The following is a 24427-nucleotide window of genomic DNA, read 5'->3' as shown; positions in this document are numbered from 1 at the left end:
CATGAACAAACCAATTTTTTTCACTATCTTGGCTGTGCTCGGGTGTGTACTACTCGGGCAGGTTGGCTTTGTTCCAATTTCCTTGAGTGGTTTATGGGGAATTGTGTGGCTGATCTTAGTTTGGCGTTATCACAAACAAAATTTAAACCCGTTCCCGAAACCGATACTGATTATTTTTGTCTTGGTCTCATTTGCGCTGATCTATTTCCACTATCAAAGTCTGCTTGGCGTTGAACCGGGTGTCGCTTTACTAAGTACCTGTTTATTTGCCAAGAGTCTTGAAGCTAAAAATACCCGAGATTTATTGATTGTTTTCAATTTTGCCTTATTCGTAGGTGCAAGTTTACTTTTACATAGCCAAGCTTTTTGGATGGCAATGATTGTCTTCATGACATTTGTTATGTGTTTAATGGGCTTGTATCGTATTCAAACGGCTTTGTTTAATCAAAATACGTTGTCTTCCAATCAATTAAAACAAGATGTTAGACAAATTTTTAAGTTCATTGGTATAGCAACGCCATTTTTTATTTTGTTGTTTATTTTCTTCCCACGCTTACCACCACTTTGGGCCATTCCGATTCAGAATGATCGGGCTGTTACGGGTATGAGCGATCGAATGTCACCCGGGGATATTGCACGTTTGTCTCAGTCCACAGCTTTGGCTTTTCGTGTTGTAGCTGACATGTATGAATTTCCAAACCGTAAAGAGCTGTATTGGCGTGCTTTAGTTCTAGATGAATATGATGGTGTGACATGGACCAGTAGTATTTTTAATCAACATGCAAAAAACACGCAAAGCACTGGGCGGATTGTGCCATATCAGTATTTGCCTGCTGATGAACAAGCCAATTGGATTATGGGCTTAGAGTATTCTATTCCCCAAGAGCGATATTTACAACTCTATCAGGACGATAGTATTCGTCCTACAAAATTGATCAAACGAAACCAACCGATACAAATGTACTGGTTAGGACGAAGCACCGCTGAGCCAAGTGTACTCGCTGAACGTCAGTTTGAATTAAACACTCGATTTGATGAAACACGAGATCAAAAAGCCCAACAATTAGCGAGCAAGCTGTTTGAGCAAAGCCATCAACATCCTGAAAAATATGTGCAAGCTGTTTTAGGGTGGTATCGTAAAAATGGTTTTGTCTACACATTAAGTCCGGGAACGTTGGGTGGCGATCGTATAGATCAGTTCCTATTTTCCAGTCGTAAAGGCTTTTGTGAACATTATGCATCTAGCTTCGTGATGCTGATGCGTTATGTCGGAATTCCTGCTCGAGTAGTGACGGGTTACCAAGGAGGGCAGCCAGCATTTGATGCGAAAAGTTGGGAGGTTCGTCAACTGGATGCGCATGCATGGAGTGAGGTTTATCTAGATGGAAAATGGAAAAGGATAGACCCAACCGCAATGATTGCGCCGCAACGTATTGATACTGGTATGCAGGATTATTTGGCGCAAGACCAACGTATTTGGGGCGATCAGCAAGCGAAGGCTTGGCGCTTACAACAGTTTAAATTTCTAAAAAATGTACGTGTTTGGAATGATTATTTAAGCTATCAATGGCAAAGCAAAGTTGTAGGCTACGACGCTGAAAAACAGAAAAACTGGCTATCTAAACTCGGGCTTGATTCAACTTATGGTTATGTTGTGGTGTTAATCATCGGTATAAGTGGAATCTTAATTTCGTTTTTGTTTTTTGCTTGGTGGCGACACCGTAAGCAACAAGCGGTATATCAGCGGATGATTTTAAAATTTCAAAAGCAACTTCCTAAGCATTTGCAGAAAATACCCACTGAAACGTTCCAAACGTGGATGCAGCGTTTATCTTTAACTGTTGAAAATCAACAACCATTTAAACAAGTGATTGTGCTGTATCAGAAAATCGTATTTTTAGAGCAAATAAATCGCGTTGATCTACAACAATTTAAAAAGTTGCTTAAAGACTGTGCGGTTGTGATCAAACAAGGTCAAAAAAACTTGTGATCATGCAAAAAAATGAATATCATGCTTTTCATTCTAGGTGTATAGCTCAGTTGGTTAGAGCGCTACGTTGACATCGTAGAGGTCTCCAGTTCGAGTCTGGATATACCTACCAAAATTCACTGTGAAAACAGTATATTAAAGCCCACTTAAAAAGTGGGCTTTTTTATTTTCGGGGACTTTTAGGGGTATTTTCGGGGAACTCCGTTCGGTTTTAATGTGAATAAGTACAATAAATCGCCGTATTTAGAATTTAAAAAATCATCTAAAACTGACTCGTTGCGGCTTCGGTTCTTCATGTCCTTGTAGGTAGTGATCCGTCATTTTTTCAGTGGCATGACCAGCCAATGCCTGAGCATAAGCTTTGCCATATTTCTCGGTAATATTGAAAATAACCAACGCACGTAGATCATGAAAAGATGGTCTTTGTCTCGGCTCTAAGTGATCACATGCGCCCGACAAATCGCGATACTTTTGGAATTGCTTGGTGAGATGATCTTCAATCACTGCAATAAACTACACTGATCAATATTATTTAAACGATAAAGATTATGTCTGAATCAATAGCCGCCAAAAGGCGGTTTTTTTACATCTGGAGAAATGAAAAATGGCAGAGCCAATGAGTAGCGGTGTTGGGGTTGCAACTGTAATTAAAGTTTATGGTATGTGGGTTTTGATGGCCATTGCGGCTATAGCTGTGGTTTTGGGTTATTTGGTTGTCATTATGACTCGAATGCCTCGTACACGCAGTGAATGGGTCGTGAGTTTAATCACTACGGTGGTGGGGAGTATTGCCGGTGGTGGATTCTTAATTCAGCACTTCGAATTGCATGATTATCTTTTAACTTGGTCGGGTCTATGTGCAATAGGGGGCATTTTCTTTGCTGCAGGTTTGCCATTTTGGGCCATCATTCGCTGGACGTTCAACTATGTCAATGCAAGAGAGGATGCAACCATCTTTGATGTAGCTAAAGAAATGAAAAACTATAAAGATAACTTTTAATAGTTCCACTAATGCACTGATTTTTTCGGGAGGTTTATTCTGTTCAACTGTTAGTGTGGCAAGGTTTACACACCTTATTGCTAATAACCAATAGCTTTATCGAAAGACTAGGGGTGTTGACATTCATTGATATGGCATATACATTGTATATACATTTTCTTGTTACCTTTTGGGAATTAAAACGATATGACTGAGTTACCCAAAAAAACTAAGGTTAATAAGAAAGATGGTCAACTCTTAATTCGCATTAATATAGCTGAGCGTGATGAGTTTATTCACTTATGTGATAGCTTGGACACAAGTGCAGCTAGAGAGTTAAGAAAATATATCCGTAGTTTTATAAAAAAAAATCAGTCAGCGGATAAACAAACCAAGGAGTAACATCGTGGCTAAACAAGTAAAATCCCTTAAGAAACAAATTAAAGCGCGCCTTAAGAAAATCTCTAAACACGAAGGCAAATTAGCTAAATTGAAAAAGAAACTTAAAAATCAAAAGTAATCATATCGATTAAACTTTGATTATAAGAAAAACCCCTCAAGTTAAATCTTGAGGGGTTTTTTGTAGCCATTCTATAGTTTTAATTAACAATTTTTAAAATCTACCGACCTACTAGGTCGGTTTTTTTACGCCTAAAGGAAAGTAAAAATGAACATCGAACAATATCTTAATGAATTGATTAAACGTGAAGGTGGGTATGTAAATAATCCTGCTGACCGAGGAGGAGCGACCAAGTTTGGTATCACTGAAGTGGTCGCACGTGCGAGTGGCTTTAAAGGTCACATGCGAGATTTGCCATTGGATGTGGCCAAAGGCATTTATCGGAAACAGTATTGGATCTCGCCACGATTTGATCAAGTCAATCTGATTAGTAACGCCGTTGCTGAAGAGTTACTGGATACAGGTGTCAACTGTGGGACGGGCTTTGCCAAACCATTACTGCAACGTGCTTTAAATCTTTTAAACAATCAAGGTAAAGGTGGATGGCCAGATTTAGTAATTGATGGAATCTATGGACCAGCCACTTTGAATGCACTGAAAACCTTTATGGCCAAACGTGGTAAAGAGGGTGAAAAGGTCTTAATTCGAGTGCTCAACATCATGCAAGGTCAACGCTATATCGAAATATGCGAACGTAACCCTACACAGGAGCAATTCTTCTATGGCTGGATCAACAATCGAATCGCATAATAAAGTAGTTCATCACTGTAAACGCTCATGGTCATCATTGAATGTGAGCGTTTTAGTTTTGTGCTTCCTGTCAGGATGTTCAGCCCATACGATCAATAGCAATGTTCATGTTGGGATATGTGTCAAAGCCCTCTAGTGAGGGCTTTATTTGTATCTATGATCATTCAAGTTCTAGTTGATGGTCATCTTTGGTCACTTTTATTTTTATTTTTTTATATTTGCGTTTGTTTGGATTAACTGCAGAATTGTTTAATTCATCTGCAAAGGTCTTGTCTTTCATAAGGCTTGAATACGCTTTATATCCTAAAATAATCCGCGTGGGTTGGTATCCATTTCTATTGACATAGTATTCAATAGTTGCATTTAATTCATTTAGAAGACTTGTTTCACTCATTTCAAAAATGCTTCACTTTTAAGAGTTCATTGAAGAATAGGGCAAATTAAGTAGAATATCTACATGAATTTAAACATTTTTATAAGGACTGCCTGTCATAAAAATGTAATATTTAATGGTTTATCTCCTATTTGAAATTGCGGTAATTGCAAAGATAAAATCAAAACTAATCACAAATGATTAGCTCTTTGGAATCTCCTCATCTCTCGGCTTTCTCACATTCTTAACAAAGCATTCTTCAATCGCGCCATATTTTTTAAAGTTTTCACGGGCTTGATTAAGTGAAGGCACATTTGCTCCTCCAGCCGAATCATGATGTTCCGCTTGTACAGGATCATCCTCCCAAAAGCATACAGAGCAAATGTCATAGTCGCCGTTTGATGGTTCACCTCTGGTTAAGTAACCACAACATAAACACGGATAGAGCATTTTATTTTCCTATTTAGTTGACAAAGCTCAGAAAAACCAATAAATGGATAACTCTTAAACTTAATTATATAAAATAGCATTTTTAGATATGGAAACTTTATTAAAAATTGGTGGGGTATTAGCTGTTCTTGTTGTGCCGATCTTATTGTCAATTTTAAATAACAGATTAGCTCATTTAAAGCATACCAAAGAAAGTAAGGCTGAAGCCTTAAAGTTAGCAGATGAGTTCGAAGCTGAGGGATTAGAAAATCGTTCAACTTTGTACAAAGATAGATTAGCTAAATCACTTTTCAATAATGATGCACTTACCTATAGCGAAGCTAAATTTTTCGTTGACTACGAAGACGCGGATTTTTGGGTAAAGGAGTTCGTAAAGAGTAGAGGGATGTTGAAGCTTGAAAGAGATGATGATGGGACAGTAATAGGGCTTAAGCGAAAATCTCATTGGATTTATTTTATATTTAATTTTATAGGTTACTGTGCTTGCGTATCTATTGGATTAATTCCATTTGTAATTATGAATAAATATTTTCAAATTATGGTGGATTTTTATGGAAAAGGTATGCCATTAGTAATTGTATTAATGATCGCAATTCCAGCGTTATTTTTAGTCGTTGGATATTTATGTCTAAGATATACGGAAAAATATGCAAGCTGTGGCATCTTTCTACATGACTTTTATACAGTTGCGTTTAAGATAAAGAGCAGTGAGGAAAAAAATGATAGTGAAGTTGACGCTGCAGCATAAGTTCAATACTGGTAAAAGAAAGCGCCTAAAGGCGCTTTCTTTTACTAGATGATTTAACTTGTAAAAAATTTTTTTATTTCATCAATCCAAGGCAAATCGTTATCGTTTTCTATATTTTTAAGATATTGGTAAGCAAACTCATTTTTTATAGTAGGTGTTAAATCAAAAAAACTCCATATTTTTTTACTCTCAATAGGGGTAAGTCTTAATGCCCACTGAGAGGGAAGAAATTTACCACTTTCAAATTTTGCATAGTTTTCTGGGATTAAATCAACTAGTTCATCTGGGTAATTATCCTTAAAATTTTCTAATGTTTTAATAAAAGTTTTTGCATTTAAAACATTCTCAAGTTCAGATTTTGATGAGGATATATTATTATTCATATGAACTAATTCTGTTTTCATTGTATTTTCATTATTAATTAGACGCGTAAGTTTTAGTTTTTTATGTTCCGTTTCTTTAGGAAACGTATCTCTAGGTATTTCATCCGTATCACAAAACATAAATACTTTTCCAGATAATTCTGCATCAAAATCTTTAAATGCAATTGATAAGTGCCTGTAAAGTTTTAATAATTCTGGTTGCCCACCCATTGGTAGAATTCTTAAATTATACTTTTCAATAATGTCTTTTAAAAAATAAGATAAATAAATTTTTTCTGAAGACCCTTCACATATTATCCAATTTAATGGATTGTCTGACATACTTCCGCATACAATAGACTGTACTAAATCATTAATACTTTTCAGCTGAATACTAGTAGGGAGCTGCTTTTCTTTAGTAGATTGTTTTCTCAACTGTTTAGTTTCTTCTCTATATTTGTAAAGATTAATAAAATCAAACTGATGATCTCTATTAATAGACTTCCTTCATAAATCATTTTTCAATCAATTTAATTGTTTATCTTTCACCCAATCTAAATTGTATATGCCAGCAAGTAAATTAAACCGCAGGTTTAATCTTTTACGACGATTTCTATATACACAAGATAAAATCTTAAAACATTTCATCCTTCCAAATACATGCTCTACTTGAATTCGTCTACGACCAATCTCTTTATTTAACTTTTTTAATTCAGAATCTAGTTTTTCAGTTTTCTTTGCTTTAGATGGCATGAGGCATCCAAAACCCAATTTCTTTATCCCTAAATAACCCTTATCAACGATAAAAAAGGGCTTAAATTTTAATTTCCTCATGCTTTTTTTAAATATTTTAAAATCATGCATGCTTCCATGACTTCCACATACACTCAGTATTTCACCTGTTATATAGTGCATAGATAGCTGAAATTTAAAGGTATGTCGCTTTTTTTTACCGCTATACCATTTCTTCTGTTTTTTTTGGACGTTGAACTAATATTTCAGTGGCATCAATCACAACAACTTCCCAATCCACTTCATCTCGATTAGGAAGTTGTTTTGGCAAGTTGAATTTTCCAGAACGGATTAAGGTATCTTCAATAACACGTGTGATACGAATTGCACTCGTTTCAGATACACCGTAACTCATACCAAGATGGAAAAATGTTCGATATTCTCTCCAATATTCTATACATAAGAGCAAACGATCTTCCAACGGTAATTTATGCGGTCGTCCTTTACCAATATGACGAGGTAAATGCTTATTTAGCTCGGCCAACATGAGGTTAAATGTAGCCCAACTAACACCGGTAAGCCTACGAAACTTAACGTTTGATAATTTTTGAATATCTTTGAATTTCATCCAAGGATTATCTCTTGAATTAAATAATTTTGCTGATTAATTTAAGATCAAATAAATTGTACGTTTTTTGATTTATGACGGAAGTCTAATATCTTTGGAAATAATAACAGTGCAACCATCTAAAATTGCAGGTAAATAGCCATACCAGTGTGTTGTGAAAATTACTTGATTGCAATATGTACTGGTTTTATGTAATTGTTGAAAAATATCAAAACAAGCAGAAATGTGTAAAGACGATTCTGGTTCATCAAAAGCAAATATTACATACTTACCTTTAAGATTTGAACCATTTTTATTTAAAAGTGTACTGGCAATATTTAATATGGCTTTCTGCTTTTCTCCAGAACTAAGTTTGGTGATAGGGATTGGTTTTTTATTATCAACTTGAAGATGAATTACTCTTTTACCAAAGTATGCATCTGTAATTAATTTATGAACATCAGTGGTTTTTAGATTTTGTTGTCGTGTATGTAGAGACTTATAAGTATATTGTTCCAAATCCTTTGTTACATCTGAAATTAAACTCTCAAGTTTTCCATTAATATCATCTACCACCTTTTTATCAATAAAGCTTTTTAGCGACTGATTAAAAGTTTTACCCATTAAAATTTCAAATTCACGATTATGTAATTTTGTAAACTCTTCAGCACTTAATTCTTTAGGTATATAGATATAATCATAAAGATCTATAATTTTTTTAAATAATTTAGCTAATACATTGCTTTTTAATATTTTATTAGATAATGAACTATCCTCGTTTTCTGAATCATTATCCTTAAACTCTTCTTCATCTTCTAAATGGTCTTCATCTTCTAAATGGTCTTCATCTTCTAAATGGTCTTCATCTTCTAAATGGTCTTCATCTTCTAAATGGTCTTCATCTTCTAAATGGTCTTCATCTTCTAAATGGTCTTCATCTACTTCTTCTAAATTACCTTCAGTTTTTAAATTTTCACTAACTTTAGTTTTATTTGGTTGTGTATCTGAAAAATCCTTATCCGCTTCTAAAGAGCTTGACTCATAAAATTGATTAGTAATAATTTTATTAAAAATTCCAAAGCTTTTCGATGTATCGCTATTTAAACCTAAGGCAACAAAATAATAATTAGATTCATCATCTAAGTTATTAATAACTGCTTGAATATGATTAATGGCAAATTGGCCAACCTCTATTGATTTTGAAGGTATATCAGTAGTACTTTTGTTACGTAAAGTAGAGTCAATTTTTTCTATAAAAATTTTCTCATCTGATGAGAGTTTTAATTTATCTTTTTCAATTAAAAAAATTGGAATAATATAGGGAATATTGGATTTTGTTTTAGCAATATGCTCATTATTTATATTCCATTCACTATTGTGGAAAAAAGTTTCTAATGATTCTAAAACAGCACTTTTTCCTATACCATTTTCACCAACCATACCACAAAAACTACTTCCATCACTAAGAGGGATAAATGTAATTCCTTTATATGTTTTTATATGACGCAAAAAAATACCAATAATCAAAATAAAGCCCCGTTAAAAAATAATTTTAAATAATGTTTACATATATCTATTGAATAGAAAATATAATTTCGTAAGACTAATCTACGACTATGCTAAACCCGTTTAATCGTTTCGCTAACTCTTTCATAAGCTCCTCAGTAGGCACACTTTCTAAAAATCCAAACTTTTGCTCAAAGCTATCTTCCAGCCTCGCTACAATGTCCGCATTCATAGAGCGATTCAACTCTTTGGCTGATTCTGCAATTTTATCTTTTAGTTCTTGCTGTAAACGCAAATTATAAGCAACACCTAAATGTTTACCCATGACATCGTCCTAATAAATTCTGTTGACATAGTATCAAGTGGACATATATATTTGCAATATGTCCAGTGGACATTATTTAGAAAAATGCCCCGAAGAATCTTGGCGGATCGCGGGGCACTTACCAATACCTATGAGGATATTGATATGGCTAGTTTAGCACTAACTTTCGATGAAACAACTTTTAATATTGTAGAGTGTGATCAGCAAGCATGGATTACTTCTCGTGAGCTTGGTCAAGCTTTAGGATATGCGAGAGATGATGCAGTAAACAAAATATACGAGCGTAATTTAGATGAGTTCTCCTACCATATGTCCCGTAACGTCAAAATGACGTTGCAGGGTCAACAGCGAGAAGTTAGAGTTTTTTCATTACGTGGATGTCATTTGATTGCTATGTTTGCAAAGACAGCAGTCGCAAAAGAATTCCGAAAATGGGTTTTAGACATTCTGGATAGGGAAGTACAGCCTAAAACCAAGAACCATAAAACGGAACGTGTGGTTTTAAACGATGCTGTGAATATGCTTGTGGCAAAGTCAAAACATCTTAACTTTTCTGATGCCTACAAACTCATTCACCAACGTTTTAGTGTGAAAGGCATAGATGAGATCTCACTTGATCAGATCCCTGTAGCGGTTGAATACGTCCATCATCTGATTGCTTTATTTAGCTTTAGAGAACATAGAACGGCAGACATGAATACGATTGCTTTAGCACATTGCATGATTTGGTGTCGCCAGTGGTGGAAGGAGTACGGTGATGCTATCCGTAAAATTAACCCGAATATTGCCTCATCCGTACACGACTATTTCATAGATGGTTCATTCGTCGCTTGGGGTTATGTAGATGAATCTGAGAAAGCAGCATTACGCAGAAAGTTGGATGCTCATCAATGGAATTTAACCATAAATGAAAGGTTAAGATTACTGTAATTTTATCCCCGAATTTTATAGTGAAAACTTTCGTGTTTGATTAAAAAGTGCTCGAAAAACTTTCGGGGAATGAATTTCTAAATGACTGATTTTATTGAAGTTAGGTAAGCAGTTTTTGACCTGAATTTTAGGTGAAAAAAGAGCATTATTTTATTAATATTCAATTGATTAGATCGCTTTTGACGCAATCTTGACATCGTAGAGGTCTCCAGTTCGAGTCTGGATATACCTACCAAGATTTAAAAAAGACTGATAAGTCAAATCTTATCAATCTTTTTATTGCTTAGCTTTTTTAGAATGTCAGTGATATTCCAAACCCCTTGACCCGAATTAAAAATGGTGATAATTTAAACAATACGGAAGTCATATACTATTTGGGATTCAAGAGCGATCTTGCCTAAATGAACAAAGATATGATAAACCCGTATATAACAGCTAACAACGAACGAAACGATTCTGATCTTTTTTAAAAATGTTCAAGGTTGTAGAAAAGCCCGTAAATCGGGCTTTTTTAATGTCTACAACTTATAGTGGGTTATGGTAAATCAAACCAAATCATTTGGCTGTCTTGTAGTGCGGTAACAGTTGCAGTTTCATCAAACAGCAAAGCATCGCCCGCTTTAACCAAATGATCAGCAATCATTACTTCACCCGAAATCACATGCACATAATTTACTTTCTTCTGTGCTGCAATCTCTAAATGTTGATCTTTTTCAATCACCGCAGTTTTCACTTCAGCATCTTGACGAATCAACATGGGTGCAGATTCATCGCCAGCAATTAAATGCCATTGGTTTGGATGATCTTTAGGATTGAGCAAAATTTGCTGATAAGTTGGCTCAGCATCTTGCACATTGGGTTGAATCCAAATCTGTAATAAATGCACGGCTTTATCATGCTTATTCATTTCACTATGGGTCACACCTGTACCCGCACTCATTAACTGCCATTCACCAGCATTGATTTGTCCTTCATTTCCCATGCTGTCTTTATGTGAAATCGTACCATCAAGTACACAGGTTAGGATTTCCATATTGTCATGGGGGTGGGTACCAAAACCATTATGTGCGGCAACCGTATCGTCATTAATCACACGTAGCGCACTGACGCCCATATATTTAGGGTCATACCAGCTACCAAATGAAAAACTATGATAAGTATCTAACCAGCCTGCTTTGACATGGCCACGGTTTTCACTACGATGTAGATAAGCATTCATCTTTCATCTCCAAATTATTATGTTTTGCTTAAACATCATATTATCGATTCATAATGATGCTTAATAGTGTTTTAATGCGACATATTGTTCTATAAATAGAATGATTTTGTTTTATGTATCTTTCTTATGGTGAATAAAAAAGGCTGAATGAATTATTCAGCCTTTTCAAGTAAGATAAAATTATTTATCAATCACTTATTTTGATTTATTCTCAAGTTGAGGAATCGCAGAACCTGAACCTTGCGCCACAGCAAGTAAACCTGTTTCTGTATAAAGACCGAGTTTAGCGCGAGTATCGGTAATATCTAGGTTACGCATCGTTAACTGACCAATACGATCCATCGGCGTAAACATAGAATCACCTTTCTCCATGGTTAAACGCTCAGCTTCATAAGTGAGGTTAGGAGATTCAGTGTTCATAATGGTGTAGTCATTACCACGACGCAATTCTAAAGTCACAGTACCTGTAATTACTTTTGCAACCCAACGTTGAGCTGTTTCACGTAACATCAGTGCTTGCGAGTCAAACCAACGTCCTTGGTACAATAAACGACCTAAACGTAAACCATTAATACGGTATTGTTCGATGGTGTCTTCGTTATGAATGCCCGTCACTAAACGCTCGTAAGCGATGTGTAATAACGCCATGCCCGGTGCTTCATAGATGCCACGAGATTTTGCTTCGATGATACGGTTTTCAATTTGGTCAGACATACCTAGACCATGACGACCACCGATACGGTTGGCTTCTAAAATAAGCTCAACAGGATCATCAATACGTTTGCCATTCAAAGCAACAGGAGTACCCGCTTCAAAAGTCACGCTCACTTGTTCTGGCAGAACTTCGACATCATCTTTCCAGAACGCTACGCCCATGATTGGATCAACGATTTTAATACCAGCATCGAGATATTCTAAATCTTTAGCTTCGTGCGTCGCACCCAACATGTTTGAATCAGTTGAGTAAGCTTTTTCTTTCGACATCTTATAGTCAAAGCCGTTGTCGATTAAGAATTGCGACATTTCGGCACGGCCGCCTAACTCATCAATAAAGTTTTGGTCTAACCAAGGCTTATAAATTTTCAAATCTGGGTTGGTCAACAAACCATAACGATAGAAACGTTCAATATCGTTACCTTTATAAGTAGAGCCATCACCCCAAATGTTGACGTCATCTTCTTTCATTGCAGTTACAAGCATCGTACCTGTCACTGCACGACCTAAAGGCGTGGTATTGAAATAAGGAACACCGCCAGTGCTAATGTGGAATGCACCACATTGAATCGCAGCAATACCTTCTAAGGCAAGTTGTAAACGACAATCGATTAATCGAGCTTTGACTGCACCATAAGCTTCTGCTTTTTTTGGAATCGCATCATAGTCATCTTCATCAGGTTGACCTAAGTTTGCGGTATAAGCATAAGGCTCTGAGCCTTTCTGTTTCATCCACAATAAAGCCGCTGAAGTATCGAGACCACCAGAGAAGGCAATCCCAACTTTTTTGCCTACAGGTACGTGCTGCAAGATAGTTGCATTATCAGTCATTGCTTGTCCTAACATTATAAATAAGACCCCGAACAGGTGGTCTTGGATAATCAAAAATCGGAACTATTGTAACACTTTTCGTGCGTCATGGTTTTGTAAAATCGAGTTGATCTTAAGGAAAATTTAAACCTTTTTAGAGGTTACATTGCTTTAATCTTAATCGCAATTTTCAAGTAACCCACACCAAGCAAATCAGATCGCTAAAAAATGCGATATCCATTGGATGTGAGGACAGATATTTTCATTTTTACAACTGGCGTATGTATTTTTTAAAATCGAAAGGATTAATTTGTTCAATCTTCAGTGGCACCACACTTTTTGTCGATAGCCATTGCAGATCATCAATTTTAACAAAGTGATCAGACGGCAGGGTATAGACATAACCCACACGCTCCCAATTGACAGTACACCGATCTAGTTCCACGAACACTTGATCATTCTCAAGCTTAATCGCGAATCTAGCGTCTTTAGCTAGGCTGATATATTGAATTGAGAATAACTGAGCGATCAATTTATTTTCGATTGCATATATACCAAAAGCATTATCTTTTAGTCCATCGCCCACTGCTTGAGTGGGTTGCAGTCGTTCAAGATGTTGAGATGAACCGTGGAATAAAAGTTTAGGTTTAATATGCATTTTGATTTCTCGAAATCATCGACCTAACTTAAAGTGAATCATTCAAGCCGATCAATTGTTTTTCAATCGGGGTGAATACATGATCATGACGAGCGATCAAATATAAACCAATATTCCGATAGGGTTCAGGTGTTTCCATATAATATTGGATATTAAATTTTTTAATTAGAGATTTGGCAATCATCGAGACGCCCATACCCAATTGGCTAAAATGAACTAAAGCTTCATGGTCATAAATATGAGTTAACTCACCTTTGCTGAGTTGATAGTCTGCATAAATATTATTCAGTGTGGTGGCATAACAACATTCCTCTGAAGCAAGCAGAATATTCTGATGATTGAGGCAATCCTCAAGATTATCGTGATTGATGACATTTTTACCAATGATCACAAGTTGATCATCGGCTTTCTGAATGTATTGAAGGCTTTTTTGTGTGGGGTGACCGAGTACATAAGCAATATCAAGATTTCCTCGTAAAATTTCATCTTCAATAAAACCCGTAGCACCTGTTTTCATGGTGATTGAAAGGTCAGGATAGGCTGAATAGAGCTGACTAAAAGAGGGATAAAATCGCATGCCACCTAAGCTGGTATTGGTGCCGAAACGTAAGCAGTTTTCTTGCTGATACAGTTTATTTTCAGTTTCTTCCCAAGTGAAAATCATTTTTTTATATTGAGCATATAAATTCATTCCAGACTCAGTCAACTCCACACCTTTGGGCTTACGAATAAACAGCTGCCGTTTATAATGATTTTCAATTTTTTTAATTTTAGCGGTCATATTGGATTGTAAATAATTAAGCTTATTTGCCGCTGCCGTAATGCTTTTCAGTTCAGCAACGGTGACAAATGATCTGATATCGTTAATGTCAATATTCACGCTCTATCCTCAATATTACAATTCATTCATTAGAGCGCTTGCATAAATCCCTTGCGGAACTTCAATCGTTGCTCATTCTCCAGATGGAAGAAATACACAGCGGGGTTGAATGCTTATGAAAGAACTCTATTTCCAAAAAATGGACATAATCATTTTTCAAAGTGACATCATAAAAAATGATGTATGTATTAAAACATAGCATTATTCATGATGTCATTTATTATTTAAACTGGTCACACTTTCTATCTGTTGAGTAGAACTCGTGAATATTAGAGTCATCAGCGCAATCGCGTTACTGTGTCTGGTTTGGGGATCGTTGTGGGGACTGGTTAAACATAGCTTACTGGTCTTCCCGCCATTCTTATTTATTTCTACGCGATTGATTCTTGCTGCTTTGACATTAATGGTGTTGCAATTCATTCTCAGAAAATCGATTTTGCCGAAACAGGGGGAATGGAGGTCATTGATCATTTCAAGTTTATTGATTTGTTTCGGATTCTATGCGACACAGACTTTTGCGATGCAATTTGTTGACTCTGGTTTATCTGCTGTTCTGGTTTTTACCATGCCAATTTTTATTGGGGTTTTAGCGCATTATTTTTTAAATGAACGTTTAAATGCTCAGAAAATTTTGGGATTAGTGTTCGGCAGTTTGGGGCTGATCGCGATACTTTGGCCACAACTCCATCATTTACACATGAATGTATCCTTGATGGGGCAAGTACTTTTAATTGGCTCTGGTTTTTTTTGGGCTATGGCAACGGTCTATATCAAAAAGAATTTTGCCACTTATGACAAAATAAAACTGACCATTTGGCAATTATTGATGGGTGGCAGCGCGATTTTGATAGGCGCTTTAATCTTTGAACCGATTGATTTTAAAGTTTGGCTGAATCCTTTGAATGAGTCGATGCTTTTCTATATCGCAGTGATTGGGACAGGTTTTGCCTTTGTGTTATGGAATTGGATTGTGAGTCAGGTCGATACTTTTATTGCTTCAATTTCAATTATGTGTATTCCAATCTTAAGTTTGTTATTTGGCTATTTAGTTTGGCATGAACCATTAACAGTCAATATTTTAATTGGCGCGGCGTTTATTTGCTTAGGAATTTTTATCAGTGCTTTGAAAATCAAAATATCGAAAAATCGTGCCATTACTTAATTGACCTGTATATAGTCCTTCGACTTTTTATCAAAAAAATCAGTTATGTTGTACATGGCTGATTTTTATTTTAATTTATTCAAAGGATTGCATAAGCATTGTATGCATGAGATCCCATTCATAATGACTTACATCTCTTTATGTTTCTCCCATAGCGATAATCAAAAAGGTATTTATGAAAGAAGTCTATTTGTAAATCATTATTCTGCTTTGTTATTTAAATAAAAATTGTTGAGATACTCATGCAAAATTGACACTTTCAACACCGAAAATATGAAAAAGAGTCATCCCAAAATGCAAAAAAAGTATTAAAGTACTATGCAACAAGTTGCAAAGCCAAAAAATAGAGAAGGAATACCATGACTAGCTATGCAAATATTTTAAAACCATTACATTTAGGCTTTACCACCATTAAGAACCGTGTGGTGATGGGCTCTATGCACACAGGTTTGGAAGATCGTTTCTTTAACTACCCTAAACTTGCTGCTTATTTTGAAGAAAGAGCGAAGGGTGGTGTTGGCTTAATCATCACAGGTGGTATTTCTCCAAACCGTCAAGGTTGGTTGTTACCTGCTGGTGGTACCATGAATAGCTTAGTCGATATTCCGCATCATCGTCTGGTAACGCATGCCGTACATAAGCATGGTGCTAAAATTTTAATGCAAATTTTGCATTCGGGTCGTTATGGTTATCAGCCTTTTGTAGTGTCTTCAAGTTCTGTGAAATCACCCATTTCACCGTTTAAACCGCGTGGAATGAGCAATAAAAATATTTTAGATACCATTGATGATTATGCGCGTTGTGCCAGTTTAGCGAAGAAAGCAGGCTATGATGGCGTTGAAATTATGGGTTCGGAAGGATATTTACTGAATCAATTTTTAAGTCGTCATGTCAACCAACGTACTGATCGTTGGGGTGGTGATATTGAAAATCGTATGCGTTTTGCGGTGGAAATTGTTAAATCAATTCGTGCAAAAGTTGGTGAAAAATTCATTATTGCTTTCCGTCTATCTCTACTGGATTTAGTACATGACGGTAATACCATGCAAGAGGTTATTCTAGTTGCGAAAGCATTAGAGAAAGCTGGTGTTACTTTATTAAATACGGGGATTGGTTGGCATGAAGCACGTATTCCGACCATTGTGACTTCTGTTCCTCGTGCCGCATTTGTGGATTATACCGCATTTGTTAAACAGCACGTTTCTATTCCCGTGATCGCGTCAAACCGTATCAATATGCCAGATGTCGCAGAAGATATTATCGCTTCTGGTAAAGCCGATATGGTGCAAATGGCACGTCCATTTTTAGCGGATGCGTATTGGGTCAATAAAACCGCGACCAATCGTGTTGATGAAATTAATACCTGTATTGCATGTAACCAAGCATGTTTAGATCATACTTTTAAAAATCAACGTGCAACCTGTTTAGTCAATCCTCGTGCTGCTTTTGAAACAGAGCTGGTCTATATCAAAACTCAAAAACCAAAACGTATCGCAGTTGTTGGTGGTGGTGTTGCGGGGATGTCAGCGGCAACTGTTGCAGCCAGTCGTGGACATGCAGTAACTTTGTTTGAAGCAAATAACGATGTCGGCGGTCAGTTTAATTTGGCTAAAGTTGTTCCGGGTAAGGAAGAATTTCACGAAACCATTCGTTATTTTAAAGTACAGCTCAAACAAACAGGCGTTGATTTACGTTTGAATAGCCAAGTCAGTCGTGAACAACTAGAGCGTGAAGGTTTTGATGAAGTGATTGTGGCAACGGGTGTTGTTCCTCGCGCTTTAAAAATCCAAGGTAGTAGCGCTCCACAAGTTCTATCTTATGCAGAAGTATTAAGAGGGGCAGAAGTCGGTCATAAAGTTGCAGTGATTGGTGCGGGGGGCATCGGTTTTGACGTATCAGAGTTTTTATTAAAACCAGCACATCAACCTCAGCCACAACCGCTTGCAGATTGGCAGCGGGAATGGGGTGTTGATCCAAACCCGAATTATATTTCTGAAGGTGGTATGCAGCGTCCAGAAGTTGAGATGCCTGTACGTCAAATCTTTTTATTGCAACGTAAGACTACCCCCCTTGGTATTGGTTTAGGCAAAACCTCAGGTTGGGTACATCGTGCACAATTGAAAAAACATGCTGTGCGCATGCTTCGTGGCGTGCAATATAAAGCCGTAACGGATGAAGGTTTATGGGTTGAGCATAACGGACACGATCAGCTATTACGTGTTGATACGATTGTGGTTTGTGCAGGGCAAGAGTCGGTAAAAGATTTAATGCCTAAAGAGGGTGAACAGACTTTTGCAAACTACCATATTATCGGTGGTGCTAAGTTAGCTGCTGAACTTGATGCCAAGCGTGCGATTCGTGATGGCGCAGAGTTGGCTGCTCGACTTTAACAATTGATGAAACAATATGCATTTGAATACATTGTAGTTAAATATTCCTTGAATAAAGCAAACAAGCTTTGTATTCTTACGCACATGGAAGCGTGGCAGAGCGGTTTAATGCACCGGTCTTGAAAACCGACGAGGGCTTATACCCCTCCGTGAGTTCGAATCTCACCGCTTCCGCCAAATTCAAGTTTCTGACACTGTTTAACACTATATAAGTTTATGATTTATAAGTTTAAAGTTAGAAATATACAATATGACAAGCCGTGACGCACTACGCCAATCGGGTGTTATAAAGTAGTAAAAAATGCAGTAAGATTATTTCTTACTGCATTTTTTTTATGTGTGAACTATGGCAACTCGTGGAATCAATAAGCTTAGTGCTTTACAAGTTAAAAAAGCCAAACCTGACCCTGATAAGATGTATAAGCTGTCAGATGGTGGAAATCTTTATCTGCGTATTGATCAGGGCGGTAGCAAATACTGGATATTCAATTACACACGTCCATTCTTAGGTAAGCGTAATGATTTATCTTTAGGTACTTACCCAGAAGTTTCGTTAGACGATGCTCGCACTATTCGTGATGAATATAAGAAACTCATCAAGCAGGGTATTGATCCAGCAATGGAGCGGATTGAAACCAAATCTCAAAAACAAAAAGAAGCCGAAAATACTTTTCGTATTGTTACACAAGCATGGTTGTATAAACGTGAGTTAGAACAAAAGCAAGATGAAGAAACAATTCGTCGCTTAAAACATGATGCCTATCCTTATATTGGTGATTTAACTTTTCCACAACTCACATTAGAGATACTAGAGGCTAAGGTATTTAAACGAATCATTGAGCGTGGTGCCTTGTCAGTTGCCAAGCGCCTTAAATCAGACCTTAACCAAATCTTTAAGTCAGCGCGTAAGAAAAAGCTGATTCAGTATAATCCCATTGAGGATATTGAATTACCAAAGCCACAGGGTGGGAATTTTGCTGCGGTGACAGAAGAGCAAGATCTAGCGCCTATGCTGAATAAAATCTGGAACTATTCCAAACTTTATCCACGCTGCCTACTGACCACCCAAGTTGCGTTAAAAATCTCTGTACTGACCTTTCAAAGACCAGGAGAGATTCGTAAATTGAAAAAAGAGTATTTCTATCGTGAGGAGAGGTGCTTCAAATTTACCGCAAGCAAGACTAAGCAACTTCATATTGTACCTTTGTCAGATCAGGCTTTTGATCTAATAGAATCCATCATTGATTTGCATCCTTACAGGGAACATATTTTTGTTGGTCGAGATGGCAAAACCATTATTTCTGACAATACCATCAATTCAGCTTTAAAGCGTCTAGGTTACGGTGGTGAGCAAACGGCACATGGCTTTAGGGCAACTGCTCGCACTATGCTAGATGAGATTCTAGAGCAGCGTGTGGACTTTATTGAGCATCAACTGGCACATAAGGTCAAAGACAATAATGGTACAGCCTACAACCGAACTAAGTTTCTGAATAACCGTCGAGAAATGATGCAGGAATGGGCTGACTATTTGGAGTCTTTACTTGATAATTAACCGTAATTAGGTTTTGGAAATATATATGTCAGAAGATGCTCAAGCGATTCGTGATCTGCATAAACTTAATGCTGATACGCTAGAAAAAACTGCATTTATGGTATTAACTGCTACGACTGCTTCAATTGGTTATATTTTAACTCAAATTAAAGAAGAATATTGGAGTAGTCTAATTTACTTTCCGATGGCAGCCTTAGTTTTACTTGGGCTAAGTTTTATTTGTGGTTCATTATACTTATATAATCAAGCCGAGCGATATGATCTTAACCGTCGATATATTGAGGCTTTTCAAAATCCTACTAGGAAACTTCCACTAGGTGGGCAATTAAGAGAGCTTGTTAAAAGTAATGAAAGAAAGCGTCTAGGGCAATATATGTGCTTTTTTTTAGGGGCATTATGTTATGCGGTATATGTTTTTCTCAAAATTTATATAAAGGGTAATACTTGAAATAAAGAGAATAAAGTAATTTGGTTTATCACAAGTTGCTTTTTAAATTACGCTGCTTTACGCTCATGCCAAGCAGTAATTTGACTTTCAGCCCAAGTAAGCGTGTTGCTGTAAAGTGGGCTATGTAGTAAATGATAGAAGCCCCAACATTCAGTCAGGGCTTGTCTTTTATTCATAGTGATAACGACAAGAAATTATTGTGATTGCCACATCAGTTACTTCATAGACTAATCTATTTTTCTCATCTATTCGCCTGCTCCAAAAACCTGCTAAATCACCAAGCAATGGTTCTGGCTTACCAATACCTTCAAATGGAGTACGTAAACATTCTTTGATTAATGTATTGATGCGCTTAAGCGTTTTTTTGTCTTGGCTTTGCCAGTACACATAATCTTCCCAAGCTGTTGGAGTAAAACTAGTCTTCCGTTTCATCTAAAAGTTCTCTTTCGATTGCTTTAGATGCCCGTAATTCTGCAATTGATTTCGCTAGGTGTGCTGCGTTACTTGGAGAAGACATGAGGTATAATGTTTCCATTATACTGTTGTAATAGTCTTGTCCCATTACAACGGCATGTTGACCTTCTTTCCTCGTAATTACTGCAACATCTGAATCATCAATAACACGATCTAAAACCGTTTTCAGATTATTGCGAGCATCGGTATAAGTGAAAATTTGCATAGTCTTAATTTTCCTATTACTCAAGCATTACAAGTCATTAATTACGATCTGTAGGATATTCGCCACTATATTTTGACATTTCATTTAGCACTATTTTGGTCACTTCTTTAGATACATTGATCATTACATTTGGACACTATGGCTGGCTGTATTTTTGTCATTCACTTCTGGGCATTAAATTTAGATACTTAGGTAGACACTAGTTAGCTTATTACTCTTACAATTGCGACTAAGCATACTAACTATAAGTCTCTTTTATTTAAGTGTCAATATTCTGTACAGACAATATTTTGTACATAATATACTGATGGGAGAAAACACTGTAATTAAGATAGCAATTTCTTATGGAATCTACACTTTAAGTGTCTATATAAAAAACCAGCCTATCGATGATAGGCTGGTTATACTTATGCGACTTGTTTCCCTTTTTGTTCAAGCCACTGTTTAATCTGACTTTCTTTCCAAGTTGGCATACTTGCGGTTAAGTATGTCGGTTCCGGGAAGTCACCACGACGAATCATTTTCCAAAAAGTCGATTCTGCGATATTTAATAAGCCAGTGCTTGCGGGTTTATGTGAAAGTCTTCGGCGACGACCACTACGATCCACATAATCTTTAGCAGGGCGTTCAGGGTAATTTACTAAATCTTTCACTCGATAGTATTTTTCGATCATTTTCGAAATCTCACTTCATTTCATATGCTCACAATCATCAATCTGGTTCGTGGAGTAACTAGCGATTAACATATACGCTAGATACTCCTCAATTCATTTGGAATTTTGAAGAAATTGCACCTCAAATGAAGGTTTTTCATCCACAATGCGACAATATAAATCAGTACTAACAAGATAAGATTCAAGAATTTCAAGACGCTTTCCAAAATTAAACTCATTGCAGTGATATTCCGGTCCGCCTAAAAACTCTGGCAAATTTGACCAAGTTGTTTGGATAATACCTGTGGGATCAATCAAGTGCTGCAAGGACACATATAATTCTAACTGTTCAAGAGGTCTTGTATCAGAAAATTCTTTTTTAACCATAAAGATTAAGCGAAGATGAATACGAGTTGCCGTAACTGCTTCCCATTTAGAAAATACAGCTATGACATTGCTTTGCTCTTGTGTGCTTTTGACGATCTTTATGATTTCTGAAAGATTATGATCAAATAAGAGATAATCTTTTGAATATTCAGATAGAGTGGGTTGGTTTATGTCAATTTTTAATACAAGGGATTGTAGTTCAAACAGGCTTTGTTGCACAAACCTATCTGTAAAGGCTTTTTCAGCGATATAATTTTCAAATGAAGAAGCCTACACACAAAATCTACCGCACAACCAATTGGCCCGCATATAACCGAGCACTCATTAATCGCGGAAATATTGCCCTTTGGTTTGATCCTGCTACGCAATGGTATGCTCCATCAAAAGGCAAACAAGGGCGAAATCAAACCTACTCCGACGCAGCCATCCAATGCTGCTTAATGATTAAATCCTTATTCCGTCTATCTTTACGTATGGTCACTGGCTTTGTGCAAAGTCTGATTAAACTTTGCGGATTAAATTGGACCGCACCAGATTACAGTACGCTTTGTAGAAGACAAAAGCATATTGATATTGTAATCAGCTACCAAAAAAGTAGCGATGGGCTGCATCTACTCATGGACTCTACAGGCATGAAGTTTCTAGGTGAGGGCGAATGGAAACGCAAGAAACATAGACCTGAATATCGTCGCCAATGGCGTAAACTTCATATTGGTATAGATGCTAAAACCCTACAAATACGAGCAGTTCAGCTTACAACCAATAATGTCAGTGATTCACAGGTGCTTGGTGATTTACTTAATCAGATTCCACAAGATGAGCAGATTAACTCTGTTTATACCGATGGAGCTTATGACACCAAGCAATGCCGTCAGGTCATTGCAGATCGGCAAGCGCATGCGGTGATTCCACCTAGAAAAAATGCGAAACCATGGAAAGATACAAAGAGTAGCTCGCTAGAGCGAAATGAATTACTTCGAACAATTAAACGTTTAGGCAGGACACTATGGAAAAAATGGTCAGGCTATCATCGGCGAAGTTTGGTTGAAACTAAGATGCATTGCATCAAATTATTAGGAGATAAACTCAGTGCAAGGAGTTTTGATAGCCAAGTGAATGAGATCCATGCACGTGTAGCAGTCCTTAACAGATTTACGGAATTAGGTCGCCCACTTACCCAAGTTACGCCTTAAATTTGGCTCAATTAGGGGCGCTTTGCATTTCAAATCTTTGTGCAACAAAGCCCCTATTGATGGTAAGTGGTTGTAGTAATGGTACATCAACGAATACACTTCCTGATTCAGAAAAGATTACATCAACGGAGCAAGATTCATATCAAAAAATACAGAAATATTCTGAAGCTGGCGATAAGGAAAATTATTTAAAACTTTTAGAAACGTCTGCTGAAAGTGGGGATGTAATTGCCCAAAATGAATTGGCTGGATTATATGCATTTGGTGATGGAGTACCAAAAAGTGGAGAGAAATTCATTTATTGGTCGGAGTTAGCTGCATCAAAAGGATATTCGCTTGCTCAGCTGAATTTAGGCACAGCCTATTTTTTTGGAACTAATGGAGTAACTCAAGATTTGGTAAAAGCGGAAAAGTGGCTAACACTTGCTGCAAGTAATAATGAAGAAATTGCTAAAAATTATTTACGTCAAATAAAGAATAATGAAATACCAGATGCATCAATACCAGATGATATAAAACTTCTTATGGAGAATGATAAGTAGTTTGGTCTATTTACTCAAACTGACTTTGCCCCTATGAAGCGTATTCTATATAGCTTGGGGCTTTTTAGCCTGTTGATAAATATGCTAATGGTCTAACCTAATGAGAGATCCGATGAGATTAGTTAAATTACTTGTTTAATTATCAAATAAGTGTTTTGAGAGATATTAGTCATTCAAAATGAAATTTTAAGAGATTGCATAAGAATGCTGAAAAAGAAATTATTGGTGAGTCTCGCTGTAAGTATATGTATTACTGCTTGTAATGCTTCAAATGCATCATCTGATTTAAATATGACATTTGAACAAGCTGAGCAGTTAAGATCACAAGCAGAAGCTGCGCTATCAAACTCAGATGAAAAGAAAGAATATTATAAAAGACTCGAACCTATTTATGAAAATTTGGCAAAAGAGGGTAATAGTGATGCTCAACTAATATTGGCTGATATTTATTTTAAAGCGCTGAGTGGAACTTATGATGCTAAAAAATCATTTGAGTGGACAAAAAAATCGGCAGATAATGGAAATGTCTCCGCTATGTATAATGCTAGTTTTAAGTACTATACTGGAACTGGAGTTAAAAAAAGTATAGAAAATGCAAAAAAATATTATCTTAAAGCTGCTAAGTTGAATGATGTTGATGCAATGGGCTCTATAGGCTCTATTTATATTGAAGAAGGAAATGTTGAAGAAGGGTTAAATTATTTAAAAAGAGCAGCCGAAAAAAATGATGCTCTTTCCCTATTTGAGTTAGGGTTGATATATTGCGAAGGTGTGGTTGTTAAACAAGACGGCTTTGTTGCACAAAGATTTGAAATGCAAAGCGCCCCTAATTGAGCCAAATTTAAGGCGTAACTTGGGTAAGTGGTCGACCTAATTCCGTAAATCTGTTAAGGACTGCCACACGTGCATGGATCTCATTGACTTG

The 24427-nt window shown here is 36.6% G+C and carries 29 protein-coding genes, 2 tRNA genes and 1 pseudogene; 15 read left to right on the top strand and 17 right to left on the bottom strand.

What is annotated here, in order from left to right; all coding sequences use genetic code 11:
* The first annotated feature begins 1 nt into the window (after position 1).
* Together F991_RS12585 and F991_RS12580 are read left to right on the top strand one after the other, a co-directional pair.
* Positions 2-1990, top strand: coding sequence for a transglutaminase TgpA family protein (locus F991_RS12585; RefSeq protein ID WP_004671870.1), 1989 nt, complete (start codon positions 2-4; stop codon positions 1988-1990).
* A gap of 35 nt (positions 1991-2025) precedes the next feature.
* Positions 2026-2102: transfer RNA gene (locus tag F991_RS12580), tRNA-Val, on the top strand.
* 146 nt (positions 2103-2248) lie between these two features.
* Here the strand turns inward: F991_RS12580 and F991_RS12575 are convergent.
* Positions 2249-2494: a site-specific integrase gene (locus F991_RS12575; RefSeq protein ID WP_004671868.1), complete on the bottom strand. Its 246-nt coding sequence runs from the start codon at positions 2492-2494 to the stop codon at positions 2249-2251.
* Positions 2495-2594: 100 nt separating this feature from the next.
* Between F991_RS12575 and F991_RS12570 the strand changes: the two genes are divergently transcribed.
* The 3 genes from F991_RS12570 to F991_RS12560 all read left to right on the top strand — a co-directional run bounded on the left by F991_RS12570 (position 2595) and on the right by F991_RS12560 (position 4179).
* Complete coding sequence (locus F991_RS12570; RefSeq protein WP_004671867.1) at positions 2595-2990, top strand: hypothetical protein; 396 nt, start codon at positions 2595-2597, stop codon at positions 2988-2990.
* 186 nt (positions 2991-3176) lie between these two features.
* On the top strand, positions 3177-3371 hold the full coding sequence (locus F991_RS12565) for a hypothetical protein (RefSeq protein ID WP_004671866.1): 195 nt from the start codon (positions 3177-3179) through the stop codon (positions 3369-3371).
* 265 nt (positions 3372-3636) lie between these two features.
* Positions 3637-4179 carry a glycoside hydrolase family 108 protein gene (locus tag F991_RS12560; RefSeq protein WP_004671865.1) on the top strand — a complete coding sequence of 181 codons (543 nt, stop codon included), beginning with the start codon at positions 3637-3639 and terminating at the stop codon, positions 4177-4179.
* Between the two features lie 160 nt (positions 4180-4339).
* On the opposite strand, the gene F991_RS12555 is transcribed toward F991_RS12560, so the two are convergent.
* Both F991_RS12555 and F991_RS12550 read right to left on the bottom strand, forming a co-directional pair.
* The gene (locus F991_RS12555) at positions 4340-4573 is read right to left on the bottom strand and encodes a hypothetical protein (RefSeq protein WP_004671864.1); all 234 of its coding nucleotides are present in this window, start codon (positions 4571-4573) and stop codon (positions 4340-4342) included.
* 180 nt (positions 4574-4753) lie between these two features.
* Positions 4754-5002, bottom strand: a complete 249-nt coding sequence (locus F991_RS12550) for a CPCC family cysteine-rich protein (RefSeq protein WP_004671863.1) — start codon at positions 5000-5002, stop codon at positions 4754-4756.
* Between the two features lie 88 nt (positions 5003-5090).
* Between F991_RS12550 and F991_RS12545 the strand changes: the two genes are divergently transcribed.
* Positions 5091-5750, top strand: coding sequence for a hypothetical protein (locus F991_RS12545; RefSeq protein ID WP_004671862.1), 660 nt, complete (start codon positions 5091-5093; stop codon positions 5748-5750).
* A 53-nt stretch (positions 5751-5803) separates the two neighbouring features.
* On the opposite strand, the gene F991_RS12540 is transcribed toward F991_RS12545, so the two are convergent.
* The 5 genes and pseudogenes from F991_RS12540 to F991_RS12515 all read right to left on the bottom strand — a co-directional run bounded on the left by F991_RS12540 (position 5804) and on the right by F991_RS12515 (position 9282).
* A complete protein-coding gene (locus F991_RS12540; RefSeq protein ID WP_004671861.1) occupies positions 5804-6547 on the bottom strand; it encodes a hypothetical protein in 744 nt (247 codons plus the stop codon).
* 90 nt (positions 6548-6637) lie between these two features.
* Positions 6638-7030, bottom strand: a pseudogene (locus F991_RS17260) (transposase family protein); the annotation flags it as partial.
* Between the two features lie 37 nt (positions 7031-7067).
* Positions 7068-7472, bottom strand: coding sequence for a transposase family protein (locus F991_RS12525; RefSeq protein WP_000669095.1), 405 nt, complete (start codon positions 7470-7472; stop codon positions 7068-7070).
* Between the two features lie 72 nt (positions 7473-7544).
* Positions 7545-8978 carry an AAA family ATPase gene (locus F991_RS16865; protein WP_051064208.1) on the bottom strand — a complete coding sequence of 478 codons (1434 nt, stop codon included), beginning with the start codon at positions 8976-8978 and terminating at the stop codon, positions 7545-7547.
* A 76-nt stretch (positions 8979-9054) separates the two neighbouring features.
* Positions 9055-9282: an Arc family DNA-binding protein gene (locus F991_RS12515; protein ID WP_004671859.1), complete on the bottom strand. Its 228-nt coding sequence runs from the start codon at positions 9280-9282 to the stop codon at positions 9055-9057.
* Between the two features lie 144 nt (positions 9283-9426).
* Here F991_RS12515 and F991_RS12510 point away from each other — a divergent pair, with 144 nt between their 5' ends.
* On the top strand, positions 9427-10212 hold the full coding sequence (locus F991_RS12510; RefSeq protein WP_034595569.1) for a BRO-N domain-containing protein: 786 nt from the start codon (positions 9427-9429) through the stop codon (positions 10210-10212).
* Between the two features lie 535 nt (positions 10213-10747).
* On the opposite strand, the gene F991_RS12505 is transcribed toward F991_RS12510, so the two are convergent.
* The 4 genes from F991_RS12505 to F991_RS12490 all read right to left on the bottom strand — a co-directional run bounded on the left by F991_RS12505 (position 10748) and on the right by F991_RS12490 (position 14493).
* Positions 10748-11431, bottom strand: coding sequence for a pirin family protein (locus F991_RS12505; protein WP_004671854.1), 684 nt, complete (start codon positions 11429-11431; stop codon positions 10748-10750).
* A gap of 195 nt (positions 11432-11626) precedes the next feature.
* Complete coding sequence (argG, locus tag F991_RS12500) at positions 11627-12991, bottom strand: argininosuccinate synthase (RefSeq protein ID WP_171063446.1); 1365 nt, start codon at positions 12989-12991, stop codon at positions 11627-11629.
* 232 nt (positions 12992-13223) lie between these two features.
* Positions 13224-13613, bottom strand: a complete 390-nt coding sequence (locus F991_RS12495) for a hypothetical protein (protein WP_004671850.1) — start codon at positions 13611-13613, stop codon at positions 13224-13226.
* Positions 13614-13641: 28 nt separating this feature from the next.
* Positions 13642-14493 (bottom strand): LysR family transcriptional regulator, encoded by an 852-nt coding sequence (locus F991_RS12490; protein WP_004671848.1) that lies wholly within the window; start codon positions 14491-14493, stop codon positions 13642-13644.
* A gap of 262 nt (positions 14494-14755) precedes the next feature.
* On the opposite strand from F991_RS12490, the gene F991_RS12485 reads away from it, so the two are divergent.
* From F991_RS12485 to F991_RS12465, 5 genes are all read left to right on the top strand, one after another.
* Entirely contained in the window at positions 14756-15655 is a 900-nt protein-coding gene (locus F991_RS12485) for a DMT family transporter (protein ID WP_004671845.1), read from the top strand.
* 359 nt (positions 15656-16014) lie between these two features.
* On the top strand, positions 16015-18045 hold the full coding sequence (locus F991_RS12480; protein WP_004671844.1) for an NADPH-dependent 2,4-dienoyl-CoA reductase: 2031 nt from the start codon (positions 16015-16017) through the stop codon (positions 18043-18045).
* 86 nt (positions 18046-18131) lie between these two features.
* Positions 18132-18222: transfer RNA gene (locus F991_RS12475), tRNA-Ser, on the top strand.
* A gap of 169 nt (positions 18223-18391) precedes the next feature.
* Positions 18392-19600 carry a tyrosine-type recombinase/integrase gene (locus F991_RS12470; RefSeq protein ID WP_004671842.1) on the top strand — a complete coding sequence of 403 codons (1209 nt, stop codon included), beginning with the start codon at positions 18392-18394 and terminating at the stop codon, positions 19598-19600.
* Between the two features lie 25 nt (positions 19601-19625).
* Positions 19626-20048 carry a hypothetical protein gene (locus F991_RS12465; RefSeq protein ID WP_004671841.1) on the top strand — a complete coding sequence of 141 codons (423 nt, stop codon included), beginning with the start codon at positions 19626-19628 and terminating at the stop codon, positions 20046-20048.
* A 47-nt stretch (positions 20049-20095) separates the two neighbouring features.
* Here F991_RS12465 and F991_RS17905 read toward each other — a convergent pair whose 3' ends face one another.
* The 5 genes from F991_RS17905 to F991_RS12445 all read right to left on the bottom strand — a co-directional run bounded on the left by F991_RS17905 (position 20096) and on the right by F991_RS12445 (position 21986).
* Positions 20096-20224 (bottom strand): hypothetical protein, encoded by a 129-nt coding sequence (locus F991_RS17905; protein ID WP_265588198.1) that lies wholly within the window; start codon positions 20222-20224, stop codon positions 20096-20098.
* Complete coding sequence (locus F991_RS12460; protein ID WP_004671840.1) at positions 20217-20480, bottom strand: Txe/YoeB family addiction module toxin; 264 nt, start codon at positions 20478-20480, stop codon at positions 20217-20219. Before F991_RS12460 ends, F991_RS17905 begins: the two co-directional genes overlap by 8 nt.
* Complete coding sequence (locus F991_RS12455; RefSeq protein WP_004671839.1) at positions 20464-20727, bottom strand: type II toxin-antitoxin system Phd/YefM family antitoxin; 264 nt, start codon at positions 20725-20727, stop codon at positions 20464-20466. The genes F991_RS12460 and F991_RS12455 overlap by 17 nt, the downstream gene beginning before the upstream one ends.
* Positions 20728-21134: 407 nt before the next feature.
* Positions 21135-21401 carry a helix-turn-helix transcriptional regulator gene (locus F991_RS12450; RefSeq protein ID WP_004671838.1) on the bottom strand — a complete coding sequence of 89 codons (267 nt, stop codon included), beginning with the start codon at positions 21399-21401 and terminating at the stop codon, positions 21135-21137.
* A gap of 93 nt (positions 21402-21494) precedes the next feature.
* Positions 21495-21986 (bottom strand): hypothetical protein, encoded by a 492-nt coding sequence (locus tag F991_RS12445; RefSeq protein ID WP_004671837.1) that lies wholly within the window; start codon positions 21984-21986, stop codon positions 21495-21497.
* Positions 21987-22027: 41 nt separating this feature from the next.
* On the opposite strand from F991_RS12445, the gene F991_RS12440 reads away from it, so the two are divergent.
* From F991_RS12440 to F991_RS12430, 3 genes are all read left to right on the top strand, one after another.
* Positions 22028-22960 (top strand): IS5 family transposase, encoded by a 933-nt coding sequence (locus F991_RS12440; RefSeq protein ID WP_004671835.1) that lies wholly within the window; start codon positions 22028-22030, stop codon positions 22958-22960.
* 2 nt (positions 22961-22962) lie between these two features.
* Positions 22963-23502, top strand: a complete 540-nt coding sequence (locus tag F991_RS12435) for a tetratricopeptide repeat protein (RefSeq protein WP_228127774.1) — start codon at positions 22963-22965, stop codon at positions 23500-23502.
* A 204-nt stretch (positions 23503-23706) separates the two neighbouring features.
* Positions 23707-24336, top strand: a complete 630-nt coding sequence (locus tag F991_RS12430; protein WP_004671830.1) for a tetratricopeptide repeat protein — start codon at positions 23707-23709, stop codon at positions 24334-24336.
* Positions 24337-24427: the final 91 nt, after the last annotated feature.

It is taken from the genome of Acinetobacter sp. CIP-A165 (genome assembly GCF_000367985.1).
GTDB lineage: Bacteria > Pseudomonadota > Gammaproteobacteria > Pseudomonadales > Moraxellaceae > Acinetobacter.
This window is presented reverse-complemented; position numbering and strand designations above follow the sequence as displayed.